The organism is Streptomyces sp. Rer75, assembly GCF_013414305.1.
Taxonomy (GTDB): Bacteria; Actinomycetota; Actinomycetes; order Streptomycetales; family Streptomycetaceae; genus Streptomyces; species Streptomyces himastatinicus.
Genome location: NZ_CP058693.1, coordinates 6266506 through 6292552, shown reverse-complemented (window position 1 = coordinate 6292552; position 26047 = coordinate 6266506). Strand labels below are relative to the sequence as shown.

At 71.4% G+C, this 26047-nt stretch carries 26 protein-coding genes; 5 read left to right on the top strand and 21 right to left on the bottom strand.

What is annotated here, in order from left to right; all coding sequences use genetic code 11:
- Positions 1-43 precede the first annotated feature (43 nt).
- Positions 44-1000 (bottom strand): hydrogen peroxide-inducible genes activator, encoded by a 957-nt coding sequence (locus HYQ63_RS27305; protein ID WP_179936538.1) that lies wholly within the window; start codon positions 998-1000, stop codon positions 44-46.
- Between the two features lie 136 nt (positions 1001-1136).
- On the opposite strand from HYQ63_RS27305, the gene HYQ63_RS27300 reads away from it, so the two are divergent.
- Both HYQ63_RS27300 and HYQ63_RS27295 read left to right on the top strand, forming a co-directional pair.
- Positions 1137-1691 carry a peroxiredoxin gene (locus HYQ63_RS27300; protein WP_179936537.1) on the top strand — a complete coding sequence of 185 codons (555 nt, stop codon included), beginning with the start codon at positions 1137-1139 and terminating at the stop codon, positions 1689-1691.
- Between the two features lie 11 nt (positions 1692-1702).
- A complete protein-coding gene (locus HYQ63_RS27295; protein WP_179936536.1) occupies positions 1703-2242 on the top strand; it encodes an alkyl hydroperoxide reductase in 540 nt (179 codons plus the stop codon).
- Positions 2243-2356: 114 nt separating this feature from the next.
- On the opposite strand, the gene HYQ63_RS27290 is transcribed toward HYQ63_RS27295, so the two are convergent.
- From HYQ63_RS27290 to HYQ63_RS27270, 5 genes are all read right to left on the bottom strand, one after another.
- Positions 2357-3808, bottom strand: a complete 1452-nt coding sequence (locus HYQ63_RS27290) for an AI-2E family transporter (protein ID WP_179936535.1) — start codon at positions 3806-3808, stop codon at positions 2357-2359.
- A gap of 132 nt (positions 3809-3940) precedes the next feature.
- Positions 3941-4672, bottom strand: coding sequence for a transglycosylase SLT domain-containing protein (locus HYQ63_RS27285; protein ID WP_179936534.1), 732 nt, complete (start codon positions 4670-4672; stop codon positions 3941-3943).
- 412 nt (positions 4673-5084) lie between these two features.
- Entirely contained in the window at positions 5085-6422 is a 1338-nt protein-coding gene (locus HYQ63_RS27280) for a PhoH family protein (RefSeq protein WP_123100607.1), read from the bottom strand.
- A 396-nt stretch (positions 6423-6818) separates the two neighbouring features.
- Complete coding sequence (locus tag HYQ63_RS27275) at positions 6819-7580, bottom strand: isoprenyl transferase (RefSeq protein ID WP_179940556.1); 762 nt, start codon at positions 7578-7580, stop codon at positions 6819-6821.
- A 359-nt stretch (positions 7581-7939) separates the two neighbouring features.
- Positions 7940-8734, bottom strand: coding sequence for an A24 family peptidase (locus HYQ63_RS27270; protein ID WP_179936533.1), 795 nt, complete (start codon positions 8732-8734; stop codon positions 7940-7942).
- Positions 8735-8824: 90 nt separating this feature from the next.
- Here HYQ63_RS27270 and HYQ63_RS27265 point away from each other — a divergent pair, with 90 nt between their 5' ends.
- Both HYQ63_RS27265 and HYQ63_RS27260 read left to right on the top strand, forming a co-directional pair.
- The gene (locus tag HYQ63_RS27265) at positions 8825-9208 is read left to right on the top strand and encodes a DUF192 domain-containing protein (RefSeq protein ID WP_179936532.1); all 384 of its coding nucleotides are present in this window, start codon (positions 8825-8827) and stop codon (positions 9206-9208) included.
- 54 nt (positions 9209-9262) lie between these two features.
- Positions 9263-9673, top strand: a complete 411-nt coding sequence (locus tag HYQ63_RS27260; protein WP_063735814.1) for a cold shock domain-containing protein — start codon at positions 9263-9265, stop codon at positions 9671-9673.
- 12 nt (positions 9674-9685) lie between these two features.
- Here HYQ63_RS27260 and HYQ63_RS27255 read toward each other — a convergent pair whose 3' ends face one another.
- The 14 genes from HYQ63_RS27255 to HYQ63_RS27190 all read right to left on the bottom strand — a co-directional run bounded on the left by HYQ63_RS27255 (position 9686) and on the right by HYQ63_RS27190 (position 23015).
- Entirely contained in the window at positions 9686-10174 is a 489-nt protein-coding gene (locus HYQ63_RS27255) for a universal stress protein (protein ID WP_179936531.1), read from the bottom strand.
- Between the two features lie 7 nt (positions 10175-10181).
- Positions 10182-11483 (bottom strand): SLC13 family permease, encoded by a 1302-nt coding sequence (locus tag HYQ63_RS27250; RefSeq protein ID WP_257232178.1) that lies wholly within the window; start codon positions 11481-11483, stop codon positions 10182-10184.
- A 726-nt stretch (positions 11484-12209) separates the two neighbouring features.
- Positions 12210-12839, bottom strand: coding sequence for an OmpA family protein (locus tag HYQ63_RS27245; RefSeq protein WP_179936530.1), 630 nt, complete (start codon positions 12837-12839; stop codon positions 12210-12212).
- A gap of 8 nt (positions 12840-12847) precedes the next feature.
- Entirely contained in the window at positions 12848-13435 is a 588-nt protein-coding gene (locus HYQ63_RS27240) for a hypothetical protein (RefSeq protein WP_179936529.1), read from the bottom strand.
- Between the two features lie 36 nt (positions 13436-13471).
- Positions 13472-14155: a pilus assembly protein TadG-related protein gene (locus tag HYQ63_RS27235; RefSeq protein ID WP_179936528.1), complete on the bottom strand. Its 684-nt coding sequence runs from the start codon at positions 14153-14155 to the stop codon at positions 13472-13474.
- Positions 14156-14163: 8 nt separating this feature from the next.
- Positions 14164-14328 (bottom strand): hypothetical protein, encoded by a 165-nt coding sequence (locus HYQ63_RS27230; protein WP_179936527.1) that lies wholly within the window; start codon positions 14326-14328, stop codon positions 14164-14166.
- Between the two features lie 271 nt (positions 14329-14599).
- Positions 14600-15493: a DUF5936 domain-containing protein gene (locus tag HYQ63_RS27225; protein ID WP_179936526.1), complete on the bottom strand. Its 894-nt coding sequence runs from the start codon at positions 15491-15493 to the stop codon at positions 14600-14602.
- Between the two features lie 14 nt (positions 15494-15507).
- Positions 15508-16446, bottom strand: coding sequence for a type II secretion system F family protein (locus HYQ63_RS27220; RefSeq protein WP_179936525.1), 939 nt, complete (start codon positions 16444-16446; stop codon positions 15508-15510).
- Between the two features lie 4 nt (positions 16447-16450).
- Positions 16451-17824: a CpaF family protein gene (locus HYQ63_RS27215; protein ID WP_009715378.1), complete on the bottom strand. Its 1374-nt coding sequence runs from the start codon at positions 17822-17824 to the stop codon at positions 16451-16453.
- Positions 17821-18225 carry a TadE/TadG family type IV pilus assembly protein gene (locus HYQ63_RS27210; protein WP_257232176.1) on the bottom strand — a complete coding sequence of 135 codons (405 nt, stop codon included), beginning with the start codon at positions 18223-18225 and terminating at the stop codon, positions 17821-17823. Before HYQ63_RS27210 ends, HYQ63_RS27215 begins: the two co-directional genes overlap by 4 nt.
- A gap of 14 nt (positions 18226-18239) precedes the next feature.
- A complete protein-coding gene (locus HYQ63_RS27205; RefSeq protein WP_179936523.1) occupies positions 18240-20003 on the bottom strand; it encodes a P-loop NTPase in 1764 nt (587 codons plus the stop codon).
- A gap of 50 nt (positions 20004-20053) precedes the next feature.
- Complete coding sequence (gene cpaB, locus HYQ63_RS27200; protein WP_179936522.1) at positions 20054-20758, bottom strand: Flp pilus assembly protein CpaB; 705 nt, start codon at positions 20756-20758, stop codon at positions 20054-20056.
- Between the two features lie 27 nt (positions 20759-20785).
- Positions 20786-21688 (bottom strand): hypothetical protein, encoded by a 903-nt coding sequence (locus HYQ63_RS27195; RefSeq protein ID WP_179936521.1) that lies wholly within the window; start codon positions 21686-21688, stop codon positions 20786-20788.
- A gap of 481 nt (positions 21689-22169) precedes the next feature.
- Positions 22170-23015 carry a serine protease gene (locus HYQ63_RS27190; protein WP_179936520.1) on the bottom strand — a complete coding sequence of 282 codons (846 nt, stop codon included), beginning with the start codon at positions 23013-23015 and terminating at the stop codon, positions 22170-22172.
- Between the two features lie 125 nt (positions 23016-23140).
- On the opposite strand from HYQ63_RS27190, the gene HYQ63_RS27185 reads away from it, so the two are divergent.
- Positions 23141-24511 carry a M14 family metallopeptidase gene (locus HYQ63_RS27185; protein WP_179936519.1) on the top strand — a complete coding sequence of 457 codons (1371 nt, stop codon included), beginning with the start codon at positions 23141-23143 and terminating at the stop codon, positions 24509-24511.
- A 62-nt stretch (positions 24512-24573) separates the two neighbouring features.
- On the opposite strand, the gene HYQ63_RS27180 is transcribed toward HYQ63_RS27185, so the two are convergent.
- Positions 24574-26046 (bottom strand): GntP family permease, encoded by a 1473-nt coding sequence (locus HYQ63_RS27180; protein ID WP_179936518.1) that lies wholly within the window; start codon positions 26044-26046, stop codon positions 24574-24576.
- Position 26047 lies beyond the last annotated feature (1 nt).

Sequence of the window (26047 nt, the reverse complement as noted above, 5' to 3'; positions counted from 1 at the left end):
ACGCGCCGTCGCGGCGGGGAGAAACCCCCGCCGCGACGGCGCGTCAGCGTGCGACCCGCACCGGAAGCGGTCGCACCGCCTCGCGGAGCGTGGCGGCCAGGGCCTCGAACTCCTCCGCCCGCGCGGCCCCGGCGCGCATGGCCAGGGCGATGCGGCGGGCGGGGGCCGGGTCGGCGAAGTCGCCGGTGGCCAGGTCCTCGTTGCGGCCGGTCTCGACCCGTAGCGCGGTACGCGGCAGCAGCGTCACCCCGAGCCCGCCGCCGACGAGTTGCACCAGCGTGGAGAGCCCGGCGGCGGTCGTGGTCACCGGGGTGCCCTCGGTCCGACCCGCCTCGCGGCAGATGTCGAGGGCCTGGTCGCGCAGGCAGTGGCCCTCGTCCAGCAGCAGCAGATCCAGCTCCTTGAGCGCCTCGCGGGGTATGTCCGTACGCCCGCCCAGCCAGTGGTCCCGGGGCGTGACCAGCACGAAGTCCTCGTCGAACAGCGGCAGTTCCACCACCCCCGGGGCGCCGAGGGGAACCGCGAGCAGCAGCAGGTCGAGCCGCCCGTGGGCGAGCCCGTCCAGCAGCGAGGCGGTCTGCTCCTCGTGCACCTGGAGGTCGAGGCGCGGATAGTGCTCGCGCACCAGCCGCAGCACGGTCGGCAGCAGATACGGGGCCACGGTCGGGATCACCCCGAGCCGCAGCACCCCGGTGAACGGCGCCCGCGCCGCCTCCGCCTCCTCCAGCAGCGCGCCGACCTCCGCGAGCACGGAGCGTGCTCGCGCGGCCAGCCGCTCCCCCGCCGGGCTGAGGAGCACCTTGCGGGTCGTACGCTCGAGAAGCTGCACTCCGAGCGTGTCCTCCAGGGTGGCGACGGCGCCCGAAAGGGCGGGCTGGCTCATCCCGATGGCGGACGCCGCATCCCGGAAGTGCAGATGCTCGGCGACCGCGGCGAACGCCTTGAGCTGGGACAAGCTCGGCTGCCGCGGCTTTCCTGCCGGTATCGCTGTCGCGGCCACTGATAACCACCTCCAATCAACCCGACCGAGTGTAGCTATTTCACTGATCAATGTGGCATGTGCCAGGGTGGAGACCGTCCAACCCCGGGAAACCCCCACAAAGGGTCCCTCCCACGCGAAAGCTGCAAGGAGAAACGTGCTCACTGTCGGTGACAAGTTCCCCGAGTTCGACCTGACCGCCTGCGTCTCGCTGGAGAAGGGGCAGGAGTTCGAGCAGATCAACCACAAGACCTACGAGGGCAAGTGGAAGATCGTTTTCGCATGGCCCAAGGACTTCACCTTCGTGTGCCCGACCGAGATCGCGGCGTTCGGCAAGCTGAACGAGGAGTTCGCCGACCGTGACGCCCAGATCCTGGGCTTCTCGGGCGACTCCGAGTTCGTCCACCACGCCTGGCGCAAGGACCACGACGACCTGCGTGACCTGCCCTTCCCGATGATGGCGGACTCCAAGCACGAGCTGATGCGCGACCTGGGCATCGAGGGCGAGGACGGCTTCGCCCAGCGCGCCGTCTTCATCGTGGACCAGAACAACGAGATCCAGTTCACCATGGTGACGGCCGGTTCCGTGGGCCGTAACCCCAAGGAGGTCCTGCGGGTGCTGGACGCCCTCCAGACCGACGAGCTGTGCCCGTGCAACTGGACGCAGGGCGAGGAAACCCTCGACCCGGTCGCGCTCCTCTCCGGCGAGTGAGGTGAACTGACATGGCGCTCGACACCCTGAAGTCCGCCCTGCCGGACTACGCCAAGGACCTGAAGCTGAACCTCGGTTCGGTGATCGGCAACTCCGAGCTTCCGCAGCAGCAGCTGTGGGGCACCGTGCTGGCCTGCGCGATCGCCTCGCGCTCGCCGCGCGTGCTCTCCGAACTGGAGCCGGAGGCCAAGGCCAACCTGTCGCCCGAGGCGTACACCGCCGCCAAGTCGGCGGCCGCCATCATGGCGATGAACAACGTGTACTACCGGACCCGGCACCTGCTGTCCGACCCGGAGTACGGCAACCTGCGCGCGGGCCTGCGGATGAACGTCATCGGCAACCCGGGCGTGGACAAGACCGACTTCGAGCTGTGGTCGCTCGCGGTCTCCGCGATCAACGGCTGCGGCATGTGCCTCGACTCGCACGAGCAGGTGCTCCGCAAGGCGGGCGTGGACCGCGAGACGGTCCAGGAAGCCTTCAAGATCGCCGCCGTGATCCAGGCGGTCGGCGCCACCCTGGACGCCGAGGGCGTGCTGGCCGAGAACGGCTGACGCCGCCCGGCCCCATACGCCCCATAGGGCTTTCGCCGCAGAGACGAAGGGGCGCCCCACCGGTCCGGTGGGGCGCCCCTTCGCGCTGTTACGCACCGGCGCCCCTCCGCACTGTTACGTACCGCCCTCGCCCGGCGAGCCCGGCGGCTCCGGCGGCCGGACCGGCGCGGCCGAGATGATGGTCGCGCCGTGCGGGCGGGAGGCGGCGCGCAGGGCGCTCTCCCTGCTGTACGAGCGCAGATAGCCGACCGCCGTGTTGACGACCGCCACCAGCGGTACGGCCACCACCGCGCCGCCGATGCCGCCGATCAGCGAGCCGCCCGCGACCGAGAGCACCACGGCGAGCGGATGGACCCGCACCGCGCGGCCGAGGATGAACGGCTGGAGCACATGGCCCTCGATCTGCTGCACCGCCAGCACCACCACCAGCACCATCCCCGCCGTGAAGACGCCCTGGGTGACGAGCGCCACCATGACCGCGAGCGCGCCGGAGACCACCGCACCGACCAGCGGGATGAAGGCGAAGAGGAAGATGAAGACGGCGAGTGGCACGGCCATGGGCACGTCGAGGAAGAAGAGCCCCACGCCGATGAAGATCGCGTCGATGAGGGCCACTATCACCGTGCCGCGCACATAGGCGGTCAGCGTGGCCCAGGCCCGCGGCCCCGCGCCCGCCACGCCCGGCCGGGCCGCCGCGGGGACGAGCCCCAGCGTCCAGCGCCAGATCCGCGGCCCGTCGTACAGCAGGAACAGCGTGCTGAACATGGTCAGCAGGATGCCGGTCAGCACCTCGACCACGACCGTGACGCCTTCGAGCCCGGCCGAGGTGATCTCCTCGGTGTTGGCGCCGACGGCCTCGCGCAGGCTCTTGGCGATGTGGTTGATCTGCTTCTCCGTCACATGGAACGGGCTGTGCAGCAGCCAGCGCCGCAGATCGTCGATGCCGTCCTGGAGCTTGTCGGACAGCTCGTCGATGTTCTCCATGACCTGCCAGACCACGAACCACACGACCAGCCCCATGATGATGAAGCCGCCGATGAAGGTGATGGTCGTGGCGAGCCCGCGCCGCACGCCCCGGAGGCGCAGCCGGGTGACGGTGGGCTCCAGCAGGGCCGTGATGAGCAGGGCGACGGTGAAGGAGAACACCACCAGCTGGATGGAGCTGATGACCTGCATCAGCACATAGACCGTCCCGGCCAGCACCAGCAGCCGCCATCCGGCCTCGGCGGCGACCCGTACGCCCCAGGGGACGGCGTCGACCGGCTCGGGCCGGGGTGCGACGGCGGGGGCGTAGGCGGGCGGGGCGGGCACGCTGGGCCCCTCGGACTCCTCGGCCCCCTCGGGTGGCTTCTGCGGCTCCTCCGGCCTGGGCGCCCCGTGCGCCTTGTGCGGCGGCTCCGGCCGATGCGGTGACGGCTCCGGGCCTCCGGCGGGCTCGGGCGGCCGACCGGCTCCTCCGCCGCCGCTCTCGTCACCGCGTGCCGCGGCCTCTTCGTGTTCGAGCCGAGCGGCGAGCCGGGTCAGACCGGCTCCCAATCTGCCGACCCAATCTGGCAATCTGGACATTCAGCTTTCCTACCCCCGGTTCCCCCGTGGTCGTCGGGATGACGTTACCGGCTGGGGACGCACGAAACCCCCGACCTGGCGGACGGGGGTTTCGCGAAGCTCTGTCACTGAGCGGCCGGAGGCCCGGTCCGATCAGTAGTAGTTGTTGGCCTGCCAGAACGACCATGCCTCACACGGGCTGCCGTAGCGGTCGTTCATGTAGCCCAGGCCCCACTTGATCTGAGTGGCCGGGTTGGTCTTCCAGTCGGCACCGGCCGAGGACATCTTGGACGCGGGCAGCGCCTGCACCAGACCGTACGAACCCGAGGACGGGTTGGTGGCCTGGTAGTTCCAGCCGCTCTCGTGGTCCACGATGTTGCTGAAGCACTGGAACTGGTCGCCCGGGACCATCTGCCGCGCCATGGCCTGGACCTCGGCGATGGTGTACGAGGCCTTGGCCGGGAAGTCGCCGGCGTCCCGCGTGGCCGAACGGCTCGCGAGCTCCTGCTTCTTCTTTGCCTCGCGCTCCTTGGCCAGCTTCTCGGCGGCCGCCTTGTCCGCGGCGGCCTTCTTGGCCTTCGCGTCCTGGGCTGCCTGCTTGCGGGCCGCCTCCTCTGCGGACTTCTTCGCCTCCGCGTCGGCGGCGGTGGACTGGACGTCCGCCTGCTGCGTCAGGGATGCGGTCTGCGCCACGGCCTGCTGGCCGGCGGGTATGTCCGCTAGGAGCGTCGAGTCGGCGGCGGTCGCCTCGATCGGGTCGGACGAGCTCTGCTGCTCGCCACCCGCGGCGACACCGACGACGGCGCCCACAGTGGTGACCGCGGTGGCCGAGGCCACTGCGAATCCCCGGACCGAAATCCGGCTCACTCGGTTTCCTTCCAGCATCGCCCGCTTAGGTGACCTCGCGGGCGCAATCGTGCCCCTGACGCTGGCCTCCCCTTGTTCCGTCCCCGGTACTGCTCAGTGGGTGTGGCTGGTCACGGGAGGCACTGGCCCGGTGCGTCCTCCCGCAGGAGGTCCGCAAGGTGCTCGGGCGGCATACGGCGAACTCTGTTCAGTTCTGAATACTGCTGCGGTTCTGTACCGCTGGGGGTACTGGTGTGCCGTATGCGGGGCCTGACAGAACCCACACCCTGCCGGACACGAACGGCCGTAGGCAATTCCCCGGGGGGTGTGAAAGCTCACACCCCGTTTACGCCCTAGGGTTTCTGGAAATCCACGCGCGAGAACGCGCCGCACAGCTAGGCTCATTGGCCTTTCCGTGCGGCGCGTTGCCGACGTACCGGATGCTATCGGCTCAGATGCGGCCGTCCTCCAGCATTTCGGTCACCAGTGCCGCGATCGGCGACCGCTCCGAGCGGTTGAGGGTGATGTGCGCGAAGAGCGGATGCCCCTTCAGCTTCTCGACCACCGCCACCACCCCGTCGTACCGCCCGACGCGGAGGTTGTCGCGCTGCCCCACGTCGTGGGTCAGCACCACCCGGGAGTTGGCACCGATCCGGGACAGAACGGTCAGCAGCACGTTCCGTTCGAGCGACTGCGCCTCATCGACGATCACGAAGGCGTCGTGCAGCGACCGGCCGCGGATGTGGGTGAGCGGAAGCACCTCCAGCATCCCGCGCTCCACGACCTCCTCGATCACCTCGGAACTGGTCACCGCGGACAGCGTGTCGAAGACCGCCTGAGCCCAGGGGCTCATCTTCTCCGCCTCGCTGCCGGGCAGATAACCCAACTCCTGGCCGCCCACCGCGTACAGCGGACGGAAGATCATCACCTTGCGGTGCTGCCGCCGCTCCAGGACCGCCTCCAGGCCCGCGCACAGCGCGAGCGCCGACTTGCCCGTACCGGCCCGGCCACCCATGGAGAGGATGCCCACTTCGGGGTCCAGCAGCAGGTCCAGCGCGATGCGCTGCTCCGCGCTGCGCCCGTGGATGCCGAACGCCTCGCGGTCGCCGCGCACCACCCGCACCTGGCCGTCCGGGGTGACCCGGCCCAGCGCCTTGCCGCGCTCGGACTGGAGGACCAGTCCGGTGTGCACGGGCAGTTCGGCCGCCTCGGGGATGTACGCGGTCTCGGCGGCGAACAGGTCGTCCACCTGCTCGGCCGAGACGGCCAGCTCGGCCATCCCGGTCCAGCCCGAGTCGGTGATCGCCAGCTCCGCGCGGTACTCCTCGGCGAGCAGCCCCACCGAGGACGCCTTGATGCGCAGCGGCAGATCCTTCGAGACGACCGTGACGTCGTACCCCTCGGCCTGGAGGTTCCGGGCGACCGCGAGGATCCGCGCGTCGTTGTCCCCCACGCGGCCCCCGTGGGTCAGGAAGGCCGCGGGCAGGATTCCCGGGTCGGAGTGGTTGAGCTCGACGCGCAGGGTGCCCCCCAGGTCGCCGATCGGGATCGGAGCGTCCAGACGGCCGTACCGGATGCGGTACTCGTCCAGCAGGCGCAGCGCCTGCCGGGCGAAATACCCCAGCTCGGGGTGGTGTCGCTTGGCCTCCAGTTCCGTGACCACGACGACCGGCAGCACGACTTCGTGCTCGTCGAAGCGGGACATGGCGCCTGGGTCGGCAAGCAGGACGCTGGTGTCGAGGACATAGGTGCGCCGGTCGTGCTCGCGGCGTTTCTTGCTGGTCACCACGGGTGGACGAACCCCCTCGGGAGAGGTTGGGGTGCGACGGCGTCGCGGGAGTGAGGTGTCCCCGCCGTAGACGGGGAGCGGACCGGGCTCAGACCCCACGGAACGGGCCGAGCGCCGGCCCTCCGCGTCATACGCACGATCCGCACAGTCGTCCGTGTGCAAAGGGCCTCCCGGGCGGACGACCCGATGCCGTCCGCTGGCAGTTCGACACCCGACTGGACAGTGGAACAGGGCGTCGACCTGGAAGGGATATTCCCTCGAAGGTGCGGGGCCATGCAATGGCATATGACGGCCCGTGCGTGAACGTTGTGGAACGAGCGTGCTACACGACGGCCGGGGCCGGACGCGGTGTCGCGTCCGGCCCCGGCCGGTGAACTGCTTTGTGCGATAAGGCGATTAGTTGCCGTAGCGGCGGTGCCGCGCCGCGTAGTCACGCAGGGCGCGGAGGAAGTCGACCTTGCGGAAGGCGGGCCAGAAAACTTCGCAGAAGTAGTACTCCGAATGGGCACTCTGCCAGAGCATGAAGCCCGACAGCCGCTGCTCGCCGCTGGTGCGGATCACCAGGTCCGGATCGGGCTGGCCGCGGGTGTACAGGTGTTCGGCGATCAGGTCGATGTCGACGACCTCGGCCAGCTCCTCGAAGGACGTGCCCTTGGTGGCGTGGTCGAGGAGCAGCGAGCGCACCGCGTCGGCGATCTCCTGGCGGCCGCCGTAGCCGACGGCGACGTTGACCAGTATCCCGTCGATGTGCTCCGTGTCCCGCTCGGCCTCCTTGAGGACCGTCTGGGTACGGGAGGGCAGCAGGTCCCGGTTCCCCACGTGGTGCACCCGCCACCGGCCGTCGGCGGCCAGGTCGCGCACGGCGCCCTCGATGATGCTCAGGAGCGGCTTCAGCTCCTCCTCGGGGCGGTCCAGGTTGTCGGTGGAGAGCATCCAGAGCGTGACGACCTCGACGTCCGTCTCGCTGCACCAGCCCAGCATCTCCTGGATCTTGCTGGCGCCCGCCTTGTGACCCTGCTCGGTGGTGCCGCCGGAGGCGCGGGCCCAGCGGCGGTTGCCGTCGAGGATGACGCCGATGTGCTTGGGCACCTGGTCGTGATCGAGGCGGCCCTCCACCCGGCGTGCGTAGAGCCCGTACACCAGGTCGCGCAGTTTCACGTCTTCCAGCCCCTCAGTGCTTTGCATGGCTCGCCATGGCTGTCCGCCCCAAGGGCAGCACCCTACTGCGGGGCGGCGGGGGTGGCTAACCGAGCCGGTCGGACGGGGTATCGAGACACCGCACGGACGTCCGGAGGCCATCCGGAACCCCCGACGTCATTACGTTGCGTGACGCCTCGTGCGGGCTGTGTGCCGCCGTTACGCCGCGAAGACCCCACAAAGCCCCGTAATAGAGCGGGCCGGTCCGTGGGGGGGAGTACGGACCGGCCCGAGGGGGGGTTTCCACCATAACCCTTCGTGAGCGGTTGTCCATGCATCGGCGAGGGTGAGGATGTACGCGGCGCCGACGCGCGAAAGCGTCAGCCGGTGCCGAGCGCCCCCAGTACCAGCCCCGCGCCCGCGCCGAGGATCATGAACGGGCCGAACGCCAGCGGCGTCCCGCGGCCCGCTCGCCGCGCCAGAACCAGGGCCATCGCGTACAGCGACCCCAGCAGCACCCCGGCGAACCCGCCCCAGAAGAGCACCGCCCAGCCGTACCAGCCGAGGGCCACGCCCAGCGTCAGCGCCAACTTGACGTCACCCAGACCCATTCCGCGCGGGCTGATCAGGAACAGCACCAGATACGCCCCGCCCAGCACCACCCCGCCCAGCAGCGCCCGCGACCAGGACCCGGCGCTGTGCGGCAGCAGCGCGGCGGCACCGAGCAGCGCCGCCGCGGCGCCCGCCATCGGCAGGGTCAGCACGTCCGGCAGCCGGTGCACCGCCCGGTCCACCCCGGCCAGCAGCACCGCGGGCGGGGCGAGCAGCAGCCACACCGCCAGCTCGGGGCGGGCCCCGGCGGCCGCCGCCAGGGCCGCGCACACCAGCGCGGTGAGCAGGGCGGGGAGCACCGGGCCGGTTCCGTACCGGGGTGCGTCCTCCCCTGCGTCCGTCCCTGCGTCCGTCCCGTCGTCCGCCCCTGCGTCGGTTTCGCAGCGCGCACAACGGGCGAGGCCCAGCCAGCCGCGGGCCGGGCCGGTGAGCGCGTGCCCGCGCGGGCAGTCCGCGCGCCACGGCTCCCCGGGCTCGACGGCCAGCCGGTACAGCGGGCGCGGCACCAGCAGCCCGGCGGCGGCGCCGTACGCGGCGGCGAGAGCGATCAGCAGCGGTTGCACGGCCCGAGCCTACGGAAGCGGCGGGCCGGGGGAACCCGTCGGTGGAACACTCATCCCAAGGGTGGACGACGGGTGGTGAAGGGGACGCGCATGGGCCGCTGGCGGGACGGCACCGGAACGCTCCGCGTCCCGGACGGTGTGGACGTACCGCTGGAGATCGCCGCCTCCTACCGCGCCCGGTCCCGCGGGCTGCTCGGCCGGGACGGGCTGACCGGCGCGATCCTGCTGACCCCCGCGAGCGGGGTGCACACCTTCCGGATGCGCTTCGCCATCGACGTCGCCTATCTCGACCGGCGGATGACCGTGCTGGCCGTCACCACCCTGCGCCCCGGGCGGCTCGGGCTGCCACGGGCGTTTTCACGCCACGTCCTGGAGGCCGAGGCGGGGGCGATGGAGGGCTGGGGTCTGCGGCGGGGCGTCCGGGTCGCGGTCGACCCCGGCCCTTCTTCGTCTCCACCGCCTTCTGTACGCTGAGCTCGGTGTTCGATGAGGTACATGAGGTAGAGGTACAGGGGTAGGGGTGGCACGTTGACGACGACGGGCAAGATTCTGCGGTTCGACGAGTTTCGCGGTTACGGCTTCATCGCCCCGGACGACGGTGGCGAGGATGTGTTCATGCACGCGAACGACCTCCTGGACGAGAAGCACCTGTTCCAGCCCGGTTCTAAGGTGCGGTTCGTCCCCGAGTACGGCGACAAGGGCCCCAAGGCGTCCGAGGTCCGCATCCTGGAGCGCGGCGCCGCCCCGGTCGTCCGGTCCTCCCCCGCACCGGACTCCGGCGACGACACGATGTGCGACGTGCTCTCGGTGGCCGAATTCCGGCAGGAGCTGACCGAGACCCTGGTCGACATGGGCGGCAGCCTCACCGCCGACCAGATCAAGCAGGTGCGCCGGCGCGTCATCGAGCTGGCCCAGGCGCACAACTGGATCGAGTCCTGACAGGTCGGGTCGCTAAGGCGGCGGTGGCGGCAGCGACTCGATGCCGGGCGCGGGCTCCGGCCACACCAGCAGGACGGCGCAGGGCGCATGGTCCACGACGAAGCGCGCGGCGGGCCCCAGGCTGTGGGGCCCCAGCCGGTCGCGGTCCCCGTCGCGGGCGCAGATGAGCAGATCCACGCCGTCGGCCTCGCGCACCACCTCGTGTTCGACCCGGCCGTGCCGGTGCAGCCGGGTCACGGGCCGGTGCAGCCGCTCCGAGGCGGCGTCCAGCAGCTCGGACGCGGCGGTCGCCGCCAGCTCCTCCAACTGGTCGCCGGGGTCCCGCCCGGGGCGGCCCCGGCCCAGCAGCCCGGCGAAGGCGCCGTGCGCGGCGCCCGCCACATGGTCGTCGGTGACGTACAACAGGCGGATCTCGGCGTCGCCGTCGGCGGACAGATGGTCGCGGGCGGCGTCCACGGCGGACTGCCAGGTTCCCTCGGCGATCCAGATGAGCACGATCATGAGTTCCTCATAGCGTCGCCAGCATGGCCCATAGCGCCACCGTCGCCGCCACCAGCGTGGTCGGCACGGTGAGCAGCCCGAGGCGGGTGAACTCGCCCAGCCCGGAGTCGGCGTCCGCCCCGTGGTGGCGGACGATACGCCGCCACAGCAGCGTGGCCAAGGAGCCGACGTAGGTGAGGTTGGGGCCCAGGTTGACCCCGATCAGCACGGCCAGGACCGGGCCCGGGCCGCCCTCGGCGGCGATCGGCAGCAGCGCCAGCGTCGCGGGCAGGTTGTTGACGAGGTTCGCCAGCACCGCCGCGATGGCCGCGATCGCGAGCAGGGTGGACAGGCCCGTGCCGACCGGCAACACCCGGGACAGCGCCGCCTCCAGGCCGTTGTCCAGCACCGCCCGCACCACGACGCCCAGGGCGAGCACGAACAGGCAGAACAGCGGGCCCGCCGCGCCCACCACGCCCCGTACGGTCGTCGTCCGCCGCGCCACCGCCCGCACCGCGAGCACCAGCGCCCCCGCCCCCGCGGCCCACGCGGGCTCCAGGCCGAGGAGCGACGTCACGACGAACCCGGCCAGGGTCAGCCCCAGCACGGTCAGCGCGAACACCGGCACCCGCGGCCACTCGGCGGGCGGCGGCTTCGTCGTCCCGGCGGCCAGGTCCGCGGCGAAGAAGCGGCGGAAGACCAGGAATTCGGCCGCGATGGACACCAGCCAGGCCGGGGCCATGACCAGGGCGAACCGGGTGAACGAGAGCCCGCTCGCCTCCAGCGCGAGGAGGTTGGTGAGGTTGGAGACCGGCAGCAGCAACGACGCCGAGTTCGCCAGATGGGTGCAGGCGTAGACATGCGGGCGGGAGCGGGCGCCGAGCCGGGTCGCGGTCGCGAACACCACGGGGGTCAGCAGGACGACCGTCGCGTCCAGGCTCAGCACGGCGGTGACCGCCGCCGCCACCGCGAACACCCCGCCCAGCAGCCGGTCCGTACGCCCCCGGCAGGCGCGCGCCACGGCCTGCCCGGCGGCCTCGAACACCCCTTCGTCCGCGCACATCTGCGCCAGCAGCAGCACGGCCGCCAGGAACCCGACGACGGGCAGCAGACTCCGCGTCTCCTCCCACGCCGCCGCCGGTGTCACGGCCCCGGCCCCCACCACGACCGCCGCCGCGGGCACCGCCGCGACCGCCTCGGGCCAGCCGCGGGGGCGGGCGACGGCGAACGTCAGCACGGCGAGGAGGAGGGTGACGGCGAGGATCTCGGCGACGGTGGTATTCAGGGGAACTCCCGCGCGGGGTGGAACGACGCCCCCATGATGCGGCACGGGAACGCCCGGGTTCCCCTCCCACCCACGCCCCACTCCCGGGTACGCCGCGGGGCTCTTCCCCCACCCCGCCCCTTCCCGAACCAAGGGGCTCCGCCCCTGGACCCCGCTCCTCAATCGCCGGAGGGGCTGGAAGTGGGGCACCCCGCCCCGGACCCCACGCCGGGGGCTCCGCCCCCGCACCCCCGCTCCTCAAACGCCGGAGGGGCTGGAGGTGCCCCTCTCTCGCGGATGGGTCACGAACCGGGCGCAGCGCGGAGGTTGAGGCAACGGCCCCGGCCGGTTCTGGAGGCTCAGCCCCAGCGGTGCATGGGGACGGGGCGGGTACAGCCCGGCGAAGGGCGCAGCAGCTGCGCACGAGGGTCTCGGGCCCGCCCCAGCGGTGCAACGTGGCACGGACGGCAGCCCCGGCGACTTCCGGGGCGGGGCCCCGAGGTGGGTTACGCCCCGGGCCCCGGCGGGGGCAGGACGGGCTCGGCAGCTACGCACGAGACTTGGGCGCAGCCCCACCGGTGCAGGGGCGCGGCAGCCCCGGCGGCTCTGAGGCGGAGCCCCGCCGTGGGCGGGTGCAGCCCGGCGAAGGGCGCAGCCCCAGCGGTGCAGGGGGCGCACAGCCCCGGCAGCTTCCGGGGCGGGGCCCAAGCGCAGCCTGGCCGGGGCCGCCCCGCGGGTGGGGTTCAGGGGCGGAGCCCCTGGTCGGGAAGGGGCGGGGTGGGGGAATACCCGCTAGCTGCCGCGGGGGAAGCTGACCTCTACTCGGCGGTTCTTCTTGCGGCCCTCCTCCGTCGCGTTGTCCGCGATCGGGTACTGCTCGCCGTAGCCGCGGATCTGGTACGCGACCGAGGAGTCGAGGCTGTCCGCCAGTTGCTGCTGCACCGCGTCGGCGCGCTTGCGGGACAGTTCGAGGCCGTGCGCGGCCGAGCCCAGGTTGTCGGTGAAGCCGAAGACGCGGACGCTCTTGGCGTCCTGCCGCTCCGCCTCGTCCGCGATCTGCTGGATACGGGCGTTCGCCTCGGCGCCGAGCTTGGCGCTGTCCTTGCCGAACAGCACCTCGGCCTGGAGGGCGAAGCTCACCTTGGTGTTGGTGTCCTCGCGCCGCTCGTCGCCGTCGTCCGTTTCGACGACCGACTTGATGTCCAGGACCCGCCCGGCCGCCAGCTTGGCGCCCTCGGGCATCCGCAGATCGGGGTCATCGGCGTCGATCTTGAGGGGCGGCCTGGTGTCGGCGGGGGCGCCGGGGCCGCTGTCGGCGCGGGCCGGGGGGTTGAGCGCCGGGGTGGTGAGCACGAGGGCGAGGGCGGCCAGGGCCGGGCCGTACCGTAGGGCGCGGCGGGGTGTCGTACGCGTCGACGTCATGGCGGGGCTCACCCGGAGAGCTTGATGCTGACGGACGGCATGGTCGGGAGCTGGAATTCGACCTCCGTGACGCTCTTGGGCGGGGCCGGGAACTGCGCGAAGAACGGCCGGCTCTCGTTCTGCTTGATGCCGGAGAGCCCCGTGGTGCACAGGCACTGGCCATCGGTGTCCCGGAGCACGAGATACCGCTTCTTGCCCTTCCCGTCGACGAGGGACGCACCCGATACGGACGAGCGGGACTTGGACAGCTCCACCTCCGGGGAGCGCCAGTCGATCGGGTTGAACAGCGTGCTGCCGCGGTTGGTCACCGTGCCGTTGACGGTGACGAAGCCGCCGCTGTCGCGCTCCGCGGAGTGGAGGGTGACGACGATGTTCTTCGGCCCCTTCATCTCGCCGATGACCTTCTTGGAGTCCGCCGCGGGCTCCGTCTCCCCCTGCGCGTCGTCGGTTTTGGCCGCGGTCGACTTCTGCGGGGAGCCGTCCTCCTTGCCGCCGCCGTCGCCGCTGCCGCACCCGGCCACGGCGAGGGTCAGGGCCGCTCCGAGCGCCGCCGCGGCAGCCCCCCTCCGGGCCTTCGTCGTGTGCCGAATGCTCATCGCTCGCTGTCCTTTGCTCGTCTACTCGTCGGTCGCTCAGTCGGCAAGGTGCACGGAGAACAGGTCTTTGACGTCCGGGAGCAGTTCGGGGTGCGCCGGGTCGATGGTCACTGTCCTGCCGTCACACATCAGCACGGCGGAAGGCTCGTCCTCGTCGCCGCCGTCGCCGCCTCCGCCGCCGTCGTCTCCGTCCTCGTCGCCCGTCGGAGTCGGCGTCGGGGTGGGCGACGGCTCGTCAGGCGGCTGGAGCGTACAGCGCGGACCTATGACCGCCTTGGCCTTCGCCGTGGCGTACTCGCTCTCCGTACCGGGGATGACGGTCTTGCCCACCGGCTTCTGCGTCTTGACGGTGACGGTGAAGGACGTGGGCAGGTAGCCCGGGACGCAGCCCTCGCCGGTTACGTCCGCGCCGTTCTGCTGGGCGAACCCCTCGGCCTGCTCGCACGCGTCACCCACGCCGATCCCCCGCCCGTTCAGCAGGTCCTCCAGCGCGCTGCCGTCCGCCACGGCCTCCAGCAGCGCCGTGCCCAGCTGGTCGCGGTAGTCCTGGGCGGCGGCGAGGGCGGCCGCGTCGGCGGCGGTCTGTCCGCCGTTGCGGGTGGCCCCGGCCTGGCCCACCGCGAAGAAGGCAAGGGCGAGGAAGAGCAGGGCCGCGACCGCGGTGATGTAGATCGGAAAGGCCTGCCCGGTGTCGCTGTTGCGGTATCCGCGAGCCTTCACGCGCTCACTCAGATGCCGACGACCTGGGCGATCTTGTCGGAGATCGCGTTTGCGATCATGCTTCCGAAGTCCGTCGTCGCCAGTACCAGGACGATGGCGACCACCACGGCAATGATCCCCAGGTACTCGATCGAGGTCTGCCCCCGGTCGTTCCCCATAACGCGCTTCCCCATCGTGTTCCCCTCCATGGGTGGCCGTCCCACTCTGGTCCGGCGACTCAACCCCCGTGGTGTCGCTCGCGACACGAGCAAAGTACGCCGAAACAGTTGCCTCGGAACAGTGTCCCAGGGGGCATTGCCTTCCTGATACACGGTGTTCGAACCCTGCGCGCGGGGGTCCCTTGCCGCGGCCCATCCGTCTCACCCCCTCCCGCCGCCGAGGAGTTCCGCCGACGACTGTCCCATACCTGATTGCGATCGCGAAGCATATTCGCCCAAATGACCGTCAATCTCCCGTGACCGAACCGAAGTCCGTGCCGGAGCCGATGAAGAACCCCGCCACGAGCAGCACCATCGTCCCCGGCACCATGAAGGTGGTGATGACCATGGTCGCCTTGGGGACGGCACGGGCGGCACGGCGCCGGGCGTTCTGGGCGTCCGTACGGCGCATGTCGTTCGCGATGGCGATCAGTGTCTCGACGATCGGAGCGCCCAGTTCCTCGCCCTGCTGAAGCGCGGTCACGAACTGGGCGACCTGTTCGGAGTCGTTCCGCTTCCGCAGTTCTTCGAACGCCTGGCGCCTGCTGACCCCCATGTCCATTTGCCGAAGTGTGATGCGAAGTTCATCCGCCCAGGGGCCCTCGTACTTCTCCGACACCCGGTCCAGCGCCTGCCGGAAGCCCAGTCCGGCGCTCACCACGACCGCCAGCACGTCCAGGAAGTCGGGCAGGGTCCGGTCGATCGCGTCCTTGCGCTCCCGCACCGCCGCCCAGATCCCGACCTCGATCCAGAACAGGCCGAAGACGACCAGCAGCACGGCCAGCAGCAGCTGGCCCTTCATCAGCATGACCAGCGCGCCGCCGAAGCCGAGGATCCCGTACACCGCCCGGCGGGCCGCGTACCGGTCGACCGTCAGCCCGCCCGGATGGCCCGCCAGATCGATGCGGCGGCGCACCCGGGCCACCCGCTTCTCGCCCATCAGCCGCAGCACCAGCGGGGCGTAGCGCATGCCGAGCCGGTCGACGGCCGAGCCGACCGCGTTCGTACGGGTCGCCCCGACCTCCAGCGCGACCGCGAGGTCGCTCGGCAGCTTGGCCTCGCTGCGGTACAGCGCGATGCCGTACGCGATGCCCGCCACCGAGAGCCCGGCCGCCAGTGCCAGCAGCACTCCAAAACCCATGCCCACTACCTCGGTCAGACGTCGATCTTCGACATGCGGCGGATGAGGAAGAAGCCGATCCCGTACAGGGCGAAGGCCCCGATCACCGCGGCCTGCCCCCAGATGGACGAGGTCATGCGGTCCAGCGAGCCCGGCGAGATCCGGTTCATCAGCAGCAGCGTGCCGATGCCCATCAGCGGCACCACATACGCGGTGACAGTCACCTGGGAGAGCTGGGTGCGGACCTCGCGCCGGGTCTCCTTCCGCTCCTCCAGCGTGTGGGTGAGGTTGCGCAGCGAGCTGACGACGGTCCCGCCCGCACGGTTGGACAGCACCAGCGTGGTGACCAGCACCACCAGCTCCCGGGACGGCAGCCGCTCGGCCAGCTCACCCAGCGCGTCGTCGACCGAGTGGCCCACCGCCAGCTTGGCGGAGACCTTGGACAGCTCCTCGCCCGCCGGGGCCTCCATCTCGTCCGCTGCCATGCTCAGCGCGGTACGCAGCGCCAGCCCGGCCTGGGTGGCGTTGGCCAGGATGCGGGACAGCTCGGGCAGCTGGTTGATGAAGCGTTCGATGCGCTTCTGCCGCTGCCAGCCCAGGAACCCGAACGCCGACCAGACGGCGATGACGGCCGCGATCGGGCCGAAGAACGAGGCCAGCAGCGACGCCGCCAGCACCCACAGCCCGGCCGCCGCGGCGGCCGTGTAGACGAAGAACTCGCCGGGGGTGACGTCCAAACCCGTCGCCGCCAGCCGCAGTTCCAGCCGGCGCCCCAGGGAGGTGGTACGCAGCCGCCGGTCCACGCGGGCGAAGCGGCGCGAACGCCCGGCCGGTGCCGCAGCCCCCGACTCCGACAGCCGGTCGATCAGCGCGCGCTGCCGGTCCGTGCCCCGGGCGTAGGTGTGCACCCCGGCGACGCCCAGCGCGCCGCACACCAGCGTCGTGCCGAGCGTCAGCACCGCGAGCCGGTCCATGCGGCTACCTCCCGTCCCGCGCGCCGTACGCGCCCTTGTCGTACGCGGCGCCCCGCGTGGTCAGCTGCGCCGGGAAGGCGGCCACCCCGAAGGCGGGCGGCACCGCCTCACCGGCCATCCGCAGCCGCTCCGCGACCCGCTCCGGGAGCGGGAAGTACGAGAACCGTCCGTGCACGATCCGGTCCGCGCCCATGGGCTGGGCGTCGAAGCGGCAGACGGTGGCGATGCGGTACTCCTCGTGGCCGTGGCTGTCGAGGAGCGCGATCTCGCTGATCCGGCGGGAGCCGTCGGCGTGCCGGACGAGCTGGACGATACAGTCCACGGCGCTGTTGATCTGGTCGCGCAGCGCCTCGTACGGGATCGCCACGTCGGACATCGAAGCGAGCGTCTGGAGCCGCATCAGCGCGTCCTCGGCGCTGTTGGCGTGGACGGTGGCGAGCGAACCGTCGTGGCCGGTGGACATGGCCTGGAGCATGTCGAGGGTCTCGCCGCCGCGCACCTCGCCGACGATGATGCGGTCGGGGCGCATGCGCAGCGAGTTGCGAACCAGGTCGCGGATGGTGATCCGGCCCTTGCCCTCGACGTTGGGCGGCCGGGACTCCAGCCGGATGACATGGGTCTGCTGGAGCTGGAGTTCGGCCGCGTCCTCGACGGTGATGATCCGCTCGCCGTCCGGGATCAGCCCGGAGAGGGCGTTGAGCAGCGTGGTCTTTCCGGAGCCGGTGGGCCCGGAGACGACGACGTTGAACTTGCCCCGCACCAGCGCCGCCAGCAGCATCAGCATCTGCTCGTCCAGCGTGCCCATGCCGATCAGCTCACTGAGGGTGTAGGCGCGCGGGAAGCGGCGGATGGTGAGCGTGGCGCCGGTGAGTGCCAGCGGCGGGATGATCACGTTGACCCGCTCGCCGGACGGGAGGCGGGCGTCGACCATCGGATTCGACTCGTCCACCCGCCGGTTGACGGTGGAGACGATGCGCTCGATGGTCTGCATCAGCTGCTCCTCGGACGCGAACCGGACGGGCACCAGCTCGACCCGGCCCGCCCGCTCCACGAAGATCTGGTCCGGCCCGTTGACCATGATCTCGGTGATGGAGGTGTCCTCCAGCAGTGGTTCGAGCACGCCGAGGCCCAGCGCCTCGTCCACCACCCGGCGGATGAGCTGGGAGCGTTCGCCGGTGGACAGCACCGGGCCCTCGCGGCTGATGATGTGGCCGAGGACGCGCTCCAGCCGGGTCCGGCGCTCGGCGGCGGCCAGCGAGGACATCTCGGCGAGGTCGATCTCCTCCAGCAGCTTGGCGCGGTAGACGGCGACGAGGTGCCCGTCCTGGCGGCCCTCGGCGGGCCCCTCGGGCGCGTTGATACGGGCCCGCAGGCTCATGGCCGCCCTCCCGCCGCCTGGAGGGATCCGTCGTCGCACGGCATGGTGGCGCTCCTCTCCGCGCTGCCGAAGATGTCGAAGCCGGGGATGACCGAGGGGATCTTGACGGACGCGGTCGCGCTCGCCTCGTCACCGTTGCAGTCGCCGTCGCTGATGTTCGTCTCGTCGGCCAGCCAGCCGCTGATCGCCGCCTTCCCGGCGGCCCCCGGGGTGGTGCCCGGCTCGTCCTGGGAGCCCGTACGCGCCGCCGCCCGCGCCGCCGTACCCGCCTGCTGGACGGCGTACGCGGCGATCCCCAGCTGAACGGCGGCCAGCGCGACGAGGATCAGGATCGGCAGAAAGCCCAGGAACTCGATCGACGCCTGCCCCCGGTCCCGCCCGGTGCCTGTCCGTCGGGTCATCGCTGTACGCCCCCTCACTGCTCCGTGCCCGCCGCGGTTTCCGTCTCGTCCGACGCGCCCGCCGAACCGGTCACCGTCCACGGGAAGTCGGCGGCGCCCGGGAACAGGATCGGGACGTTCAGCTTCACCGTCGACCGGTACACCGCGCCGTCGCCCGCGCCCGGGCAGTCGATGTCGGCGCTCCACGAGCCGGGGATGTCGTCCTGCGCCGCGGCCTGGCAGGCGGCGGCTCCCCCGGCCGCGCCCGCCCTGGCCCCCTTGTCGGCCGCGTTGCCCGCGAGCGAGTACGTGTAGCCGACGAGCACGAGCTGCCAGATCACCGCGAGCACGATGAGCGCCAGCGGCAGGACGCCGATGAACTCGACCGTGACCTGGCCGCGGTCGCCGCCCCGCTTGCGCAGGAAACGGCCGGTGCCGGACGGAGGGATCTCGTTCAGGGCGTCCGTCCCGGAGCCCGTATCGCCGCCGTCACCGTCGTCGGACTGTCCCGCTCCTATGGCACGGCGCCGCCGCAGCCCGGGCAGGGAGCGGTCGCCGCCCTGGGCGTGCCCGCCCCGGTGGGGAGCGCGGCGGCCGGGCGGGGGCGCGCCAGGGGTGCCGGGGGTGCCGTCCACCAGGCCCAGTTCCCCGGCGAGCCCCCACAGCGCCTGCTTGACGGCGGACTTGGCGTCCAGGTCCTGCATGCGGCCCGAATCGACGGCGGGCTGAAGCTCCTTGAACCCGGCCGGGATCGCGGTGCGCGCCACCGCCGTGCCCGTGGCGCGCGCGACCAGCTGCGGCTGGATCTCGGCGCTGCGGGTGTGCCGGTTGACGACGGTCACGGTCTCCTCGGCCTTGCGGATCTGGAGCCGGTCCCACAGCCGCACCATCCGCTTGGCCGCCCGCACCGCGACCACGTCCGGGGTGGTCACCAGCAGTGCGGTGTCGGCCTGTTCGACGATGGCCGCGCCCGCCGAGGTCATCTGCGTACCGCAGTCGACGACCACCAGCTCGAACCGGGTCCGCAGCGCGCCGACGACCTGCCGGGCCGCCCGGTCGGTGACCTCCTCGCCGCGTTCGCCCTCCCCCGGCGCGAGCAGCAGCCCGAGCCCGGTGTGGTGGGTGAAGACCGCGTCCTGGAGCACCCGCGGCGAGATGTCGGTGATCTGGGCCAGGTCGGCGATGGAGCGCCGGAACTGGACGTCGAGGTAGGAGGCCACGTCGCCGGACTGGAGGTCCAGGTCGACCAGGGCGACCGTGCGGCCCGCCGCCCGCGCGGCCAGCGCGAGCTGGACGGCGGTCACGGTCGTACCGACTCCGCCCTTGGCGCCCGCGACGGCGACCAGCGTGCCGCCAGGGCCGGTGGCGGCCACGTCGCCGCCGCCCCCGAGGTGGCGCCGTACGCCGGTGGCCCACTGGGCGGCGGCCTGGACGCGGGCCGCCAGCTCGTCGTACGACAGCGGTATCCCGGCGATGCCGCGCGCGCCCGCGTCCATGGCGGCCGAGTACAGGGCCGGTCCCGCGTCGCCGGTGACCAGCACCACGCCCACCGCCGGGAAGCGCAGCGCGACCTCGCGGATCAGCTCCAGGGCGGGGGACGGGCCGATCCGCTCATGGACGAGGACGACCTCGGGCAGGTCCTCCAGCGAGGCGGCGGCCAGCGCGGCGAGGGTGTCCAGCAGCCGGGTCGAGTCGCCCACCGGCGCCGACGGTTCGACGCCGGGCAGCTGGCCGAGCAGCCCGCCGATGGCGCGGGCCGCGTCGGGGTCGCCGACGGCCGGGAGGATTCTGATCGTCACCGCGGCACCTCCTCACTCTTCTCCGTCAGTCACGGGCGCAGTCACACGGGTCATTTGTCGCCGTCGAGGGTGTAGGTGCGGTCGCGCGGCGAGACGGGGGCGTCCGCGCCGGGGCCGATCAGGGCCAGCCGTACGTGGGAGGCGAAGGACTCGGCGTACGCGACGCGCTGCGCGTCCTTGGTGTCGAGCGCGAAGGTGATCGGCACGGCCTGGTCGACGCGTCGTTCGTCGTCCTCGTCCGGCTTCAGCGCGGACAGCTTGCCGACGTCGATGACCTCCGCGTCGTCGACGATCAGCTTGGAGACCGACGCCTCGCCCTGCGCCTTGCCCTCGAAGGTGGCGTAGATGTTGACCTTCGCACCGGGGGTGATCTTGCCCGCGACGCCCGTCGCGGCGTCGATCATGATGGCGATCTCCTGCTGTCCGGCCTTCAGCGCGGGCCGGTTGGCGATCATGTCCGTCTGGAGCAGCGACCCCTGGCTGAGCTTGGTCGCGGCTATCCTGCCGCGCACCTCGGAGAGATCGGTGACGGCGGTGGAGGGCACCCAGCGCTCGGGCATCGACACCTTCTCGAAGTCCCCCGCGTCCAGGGCCTGGTACGCCTCGATGTTCCCCTTCAGCTTGTACGCGGTCGTCTCGGGGCCGACCTTGGACTCCACGTCGTTGACGACGGAGAGCACTCCGGCGAACGCGCCACCGGCGCACAGGACCGACAGGACCAGCAGGATGACTCCGCGGCGCTGGCGAGAATTCATGGACGGACAACCTCGTGAGTGGGACGTTTACCGGCTGGTCAGGGCGGGACGCTCGGCGGACTGGGTCAGGGCGGGAATCTCATCGCCGCGCGGCACCGGACAGGAGCAGAACGCGCAGCGGTCCCCGATGAGTTCGAAGCCGCACCAGTGGCACTCCTCTCTCCGTACGGACGCCACGAGCTGGTAGAGCACGGAGAGGTCCGGGATGGCCGCCGCGAACTCGATCAGCTTCGGGGTGCCCCACCAGCGCGCCGACGCGGCGGGCAGCGGCACCTCCTGGACGTCCCCGACGCCCCAGGAGGGCGCCAGCGCCCCGGTGACCCAGTCGTCGCGCGGGGCCGTCCCATGGCCGTGGCTGGTGAGCTGGCCGCGCGCGACGGTCATGTGGGTGGCGTACGCGGGCCCGGGCAGCGCACCGCCCCCGCCCACCTTGACCAGCTGCGGCTCGGGGTGCGCGAGCACCGCGAACTGGGCGCCCGGCATCCAGGACTTGACGTGCGAGGTGAGGCTCACCGGCACCCGGTCCAGCCGGGCGACGCTGCCGAGCAGCGCGCCCGCGTGCACGTAGTGCGCCAGCAGCCGGGCGGAACAGGCCAGCACGCCCGGACTGAAGTCGGACATGGACAGCCGGCGCAGCTGACGGGCGATGACGGCGACGGCCAGCGGCGGCAGTTCGAGCGGACACAGCGCCATCCGGTCGCTCTCCAGGACGGAGCGCACGGTGTGCAGCCTGCGGATGAAGGGCGGCGGGGTGGCGGCGGGATAGAGCGCCACCAGATAGCCCTGGTACTCCAGGAGCGCCCCGACCTCGGCGAGCGCGTCGTCCAGCGACTGCTCCTCCGGCGGGCGGAGCACTACGGCCGACGGGGTCTGCCCGTCGGGCGGTGGAAGCACCAGCTCACGGCTGGTGACTGCTATCGCGGTGGGCACGTCGGCTACCCCGTCTCACGTCCTCGCCGAGCGGCGGCGGCCGCAGGTCGTTAACTGCCCCTGGCTGGTGCATCGTCACTTTATCCACGAAAGCCGCGTGAGAGAACAGTTCCTCTGAGTTACACCCTCCTGGTCTGTGCGGGCTCCCTGTGCGGCTGCCGCCTCCCCGGACGGGTGCGCGAGGTGTAGCCCGCGACCAGCACTTATATGCCATGGACTTGACAACCATATTGGTCTGGACCACCTTGGTCGCAATCGGCGCCAGCGCACCCAGCCGGAACCAGCGGTCCTCGCCCGCCTGGAGCGAGCGGGCCAGCCCGAGCGCGGCCGAGGCACCCTGCGAGAAGCCGGTGACCGCCACCTTCCGCTCCAGGGGGACGACGGCGCGAGGGCAGGAAGCCGTGCCGCTGCACGGACGGCGCGTCACGGTCCGGGGGCGCACTGGCGCCCGCCCCCGGACCGCGGTGGGGCCGGCCCTAGGTCACGGCTTGGGCAGCGCGCATCCGGCCAGGCTGAGGTCGATCTTGTTTCCGGTGGTCACGCACTTGGTGATCCCGTAGGTCTGCTGGGCGTAGTTGATGCCCTGGCGGACCGTCACCGCCCCGCTCTCGTCGACCTCGCACGGGTTGTTGAGGGTGCAGCGCGCCCCGTCCTCGTTGCCCGTGTTGTTCACGGCCAGGACCGTGCCGGTCGTGGCGTCGACGACGGGTGAACCGGACGTTCCGCCAATCGTGTTACAGGCGGAGGTGTAGCGGACCGAGTCCTTCCAGGTCCACTCGCCCTCCTTAAGACGGTATGCGAATCCGTCGATATTGCAGGAGTAGATCCTCTTCCAGTAGCCGGAGACCACCTTGATGCTGGTGCCCTGGGCCGGGCGACTCTCGGACAGTTGCAGGGCCTTGATGCCGTACCTCTGCTGTATTTGTGCGTACGTCGAGGTCAGTTGGTACAGCGAGACGTCGGTGTCGGTCATGGTCGCGTACGCGATCTTGCTCGCCCGTACCGTGCCCGCGCTCCCGCCGGAGCTGTTCAGCAGGGTGAAGCTGCGGCTCGACGACTGGCCGACGATCACCTCTCCCGCGCTCGGGAAGCCGCTCTCCAGGCAGTGCCCGTTGGAGAGGACGAGCGCGGGGTCGGTGTCGGCGGACTTCGCGGTCCGTACGACCGAGCCGGAGCAGTTGCTGAGCGCGACCGTTCCGGCGAAGTCGACCGCCTGCGCGGCCCGGGGGTGGGAGGAGGCGGCGGCCGCCGGGGCGGCACCGGCGCCCACGAGGGTCGCGCCGCCCAGTAAGAGGGCCGAGAGCGCGCCGACGAGAGGTCTGTTCACAGGGGGGTTCCTTCCCTCGATGAGAAGTTCCTTCGGCTTCGACCATTTCCCTCCCTTGACCATGTCATGCGCATGGCCGAACACTGGCGCAGCAGTCGCTCGCCTCTCACCCCCCAGGAGCAGTTATGCGACTTCGCACCCGCGGCAGACGGGTCACCGCCCTCGCCGCCCTGCTGTCCCTCGCCCTCGCCGCACCGATCGCGGCCCAGGCCGACGATCCGGCCCCGGGGCGCGCCACCTCGGCCGATGCGGCGGCCGACCCGGCGTCCCACCCGGGCGCCGACGATGAGAACGTGCGCCAGTACGAGGTCGCGGGCCCGGCCACCGCCGCCGAGCGCTCCACGGTCGCAGCCACCGGCGTCTCCATCGACGAGACGGACGCCCGCTCCGTCGTCGTCACCGCCGACTCCGCGCAGGTCAAGAAGTTGCGCGCGCTCGGCTACCGGCTCACCGAGCTGCCCGGTCCGGCCGACCGCGGCAAGGGCCGGGCCGCCGCGCCGTTCGACTTCCCCTCGGCGGATTCGAAGTACCACAACTACGCCGAGATGAACGCCGAGATCGACGCGGCCGTAGCCAAGTACCCCGCCCTTCTCAGCAAGCGCGTCATCGGAAAGTCGTACGAGGGTCGGAACATCGTCGCCCTGAAGATCAGCGACAACGTGGCCACGGACGAGGCCGAGCCCGAGGTGCTGTTCACCCACCACCAGCACGCGCGTGAGCACCTCACCGTGGAGATGGCGCTGTATCTGCTGCACCAGCTGACCGACGGCTACGGCACCGACTCCCGCATCACCGACATCGTCAAGGGCCGCGAGATCTGGATCGTCCCGGACCTCAACCCGGACGGCGGCGAGTACGACATCGCGACCGGCCGCTACCGCAGCTGGCGCAAGAACCGGCAGCCCAACTCCGGCTCCTCCTCCGTCGGCACCGACCTCAACCGCAACTGGGACTACAAGTGGGGCTGCTGCGGCGGCTCCTCCGGTTCCGCGGGCTCCGAGACCTACCGCGGCGCCAAGGCCGAGTCGGCCCCCGAGGTGAAGGTCGTCGCGGACTTCGCGCGCAGCCGGGTCGTCGGCGGCAAGCAGCAGCTCAAGGCCGCCATCGACTTCCACACCTACAGCGAGCTGGTGCTGTGGCCGTTCGGCTGGACGTACAGCGACACCGCGACCGGGATGACCCAGGACGACCACGACGCGTTCGCCGCGATCGGAAGGAAGATGGCGGCGAGCAACGGCTACACCCCCGAGCAGTCGAGCGACCTCTACATCACGGACGGGACGATCGACGACTGGCTGTGGGGCAGTCAGAAGGTGTTCGCGTACACGTTCGAGATGTACCCGGCGTCGAGCGGTGCGGGCGGCTTCTACCCGCCGGACGAGGTGATCGAGCGCGAGACGAGCCGTAACAAGGACGCGGTGCTCCAGCTGCTGGAGAACGCGGACTGCATGTACCGGTCGATCGGCAAGGAAGCGCAGTACTGCGCGACGAGCTGACGCCGACGGACCGTGCCCCGGGGTCCCTGCGGCCCCCGGGGCACGCCCCCCCCGGTTGGGGGCTAGATCACCAGGCTCAGCAGGCCCGCCACCACGAAGCCCGCCACCGACAGCACCGACTCCAGGACGGTCCACGACTTCAGCGTGTCCCGCTCGGAGATCCCGAAGTACTTCGCCACCATCCAGAAACCGCCGTCGTTGACGTGCGAGGCGAAGATCGAGCCCGCCGAGATCGCCATGATGACCAGCGCCAGATGGGCCTGTGAGTAGTCGCCCGAGGCCAGCATCGGGGAGACGATGCCCGCGGTGGTGACGATGGCGACGGTCGCCGAGCCCTGGGCGACCCGCAGCACCACGGAGATCAGCCAGGACAGCAGGATGACCGGCAGGCCCGCGCTGTCGAAGGCGTCCGCGAGGGCCTGGGCGACGCCGCTGCCCTTGAGGACGGCGCCGAAGACCCCGCCCGCGCCGACGACCAGGATGATGTTGCCGACCGGCTTGAGCGAGGCGGTGGAGACGGTCTCCAGGGACGTGCGGGACCAGCCGCGGCGGATGCCCAGCAGGTAGTACGCGAGGAACAGGGCAATCGTCAGCGCCACGAAGGGGTGGCCGAAGAACTCGATGACCGAGCGCCCGGTGCTCGGGTCCAGCGCGATGGAGGAGAACGTCGCGCAGAGGATGAGGATCAGCGGCGTACCGATGATGGCGAGGACCGTGCTCACCGCCACCGGCCGCTCCGCGGCCCCGGTGCCCGCGGCCCGCTGTTCGGCCTCGACCGCCTCCCGGGACTCCTCCGCCGCCTCGACCATGTCCTGCGGTACGGGGACGAAGAGGCGGTTGCCGATCCAGGCGGCGTACGCCCACGCGGCGAGCACGGACGGGATGCCGACGAGGATGCCCATCAGGATGACCCAGCCGAGGTCGACGTGGAGCAGTCCGGCCGCGGCGACCGGGCCGGGGTGCGGGGGCAGGAAGGCGTGGGTCATGGAGAGCCCGGCCAGCATCGGCATCGCGTACAGCACGATCGACTTGCCGCTGCGCTTGGTGGCCGCGTAGACGATCGGCGCGAGGACGAAGATGCCGACGTCGAAGAAGACGGGTATGCCGAAGATCAGGCCGGTCAGCCCCATGGCGAGCGGCGCCCGCTTCTCCCCGAAGAGGCCGAGCAGCCGGGAGCTGAGCGCCTCGGCGCCGCCGGAGACCTCCAGGATCGCTCCGAGCATGGTGCCCAGGCCGATGATGATCGCGATGTGGCCGAGGATGCCGCCCATGCCGGATTCGATCAGCGAGACGGCGTCGGACTTCTGGACGGTGCCGAAGAGTTCGGTGACCGAGAGCCCGGCGGCCAGGCCGACGGCTATGGAGACGCCGAGCAGCGCCACGAAGGGCTGGAGCCGGACCTTGATGATCAGGTAGAGCAGGAGGGCGATACCCAGGGCGGCGACGGTCAGCAGACCGGCGGTGCCGGGGATGATCGCGAGCAGACCACCGGTGTGGGGTGGGGTCTCGGCAGCGGGGGCGGCTGCGAGCAGCATG

Coding starts and splice junctions, on each gene's coding strand:
- cpaB (WP_179936522.1), bottom strand. CDS start 20,758: ATGAATTCTCGCCAGCGCCGCGGAGTCATCCTGCTGGTCCTGTCGGTC.
- HYQ63_RS27215 (WP_009715378.1), bottom strand. CDS start 17,824: ATGAGCCTGCGGGCCCGTATCAACGCGCCCGAGGGGCCCGCCGAGGGC.
- HYQ63_RS27240 (WP_179936529.1), bottom strand. CDS start 13,435: ATGAGCATTCGGCACACGACGAAGGCCCGGAGGGGGGCTGCCGCGGCG.
- HYQ63_RS27245 (WP_179936530.1), bottom strand. CDS start 12,839: ATGACGTCGACGCGTACGACACCCCGCCGCGCCCTACGGTACGGCCCG.
- HYQ63_RS27185 (WP_179936519.1), top strand. CDS start 23,141: ATGCGACTTCGCACCCGCGGCAGACGGGTCACCGCCCTCGCCGCCCTG.
- HYQ63_RS27295 (WP_179936536.1), top strand. CDS start 1,703: ATGGCGCTCGACACCCTGAAGTCCGCCCTGCCGGACTACGCCAAGGAC.
- HYQ63_RS27265 (WP_179936532.1), top strand. CDS start 8,825: ATGGGCCGCTGGCGGGACGGCACCGGAACGCTCCGCGTCCCGGACGGT.
- HYQ63_RS27290 (WP_179936535.1), bottom strand. CDS start 3,808: ATGTCCAGATTGCCAGATTGGGTCGGCAGATTGGGAGCCGGTCTGACC.
- HYQ63_RS27210 (WP_257232176.1), bottom strand. CDS start 18,225: ATGACCCGACGGACAGGCACCGGGCGGGACCGGGGGCAGGCGTCGATC.
- HYQ63_RS27285 (WP_179936534.1), bottom strand. CDS start 4,672: ATGCTGGAAGGAAACCGAGTGAGCCGGATTTCGGTCCGGGGATTCGCA.
- HYQ63_RS27225 (WP_179936526.1), bottom strand. CDS start 15,493: ATGGGTTTTGGAGTGCTGCTGGCACTGGCGGCCGGGCTCTCGGTGGCG.
- HYQ63_RS27220 (WP_179936525.1), bottom strand. CDS start 16,446: ATGGACCGGCTCGCGGTGCTGACGCTCGGCACGACGCTGGTGTGCGGC.
- HYQ63_RS27230 (WP_179936527.1), bottom strand. CDS start 14,328: ATGGGGAAGCGCGTTATGGGGAACGACCGGGGGCAGACCTCGATCGAG.
- HYQ63_RS27255 (WP_179936531.1), bottom strand. CDS start 10,174: ATGATCGTGCTCATCTGGATCGCCGAGGGAACCTGGCAGTCCGCCGTG.
- HYQ63_RS27180 (WP_179936518.1), bottom strand. CDS start 26,046: ATGCTGCTCGCAGCCGCCCCCGCTGCCGAGACCCCACCCCACACCGGT.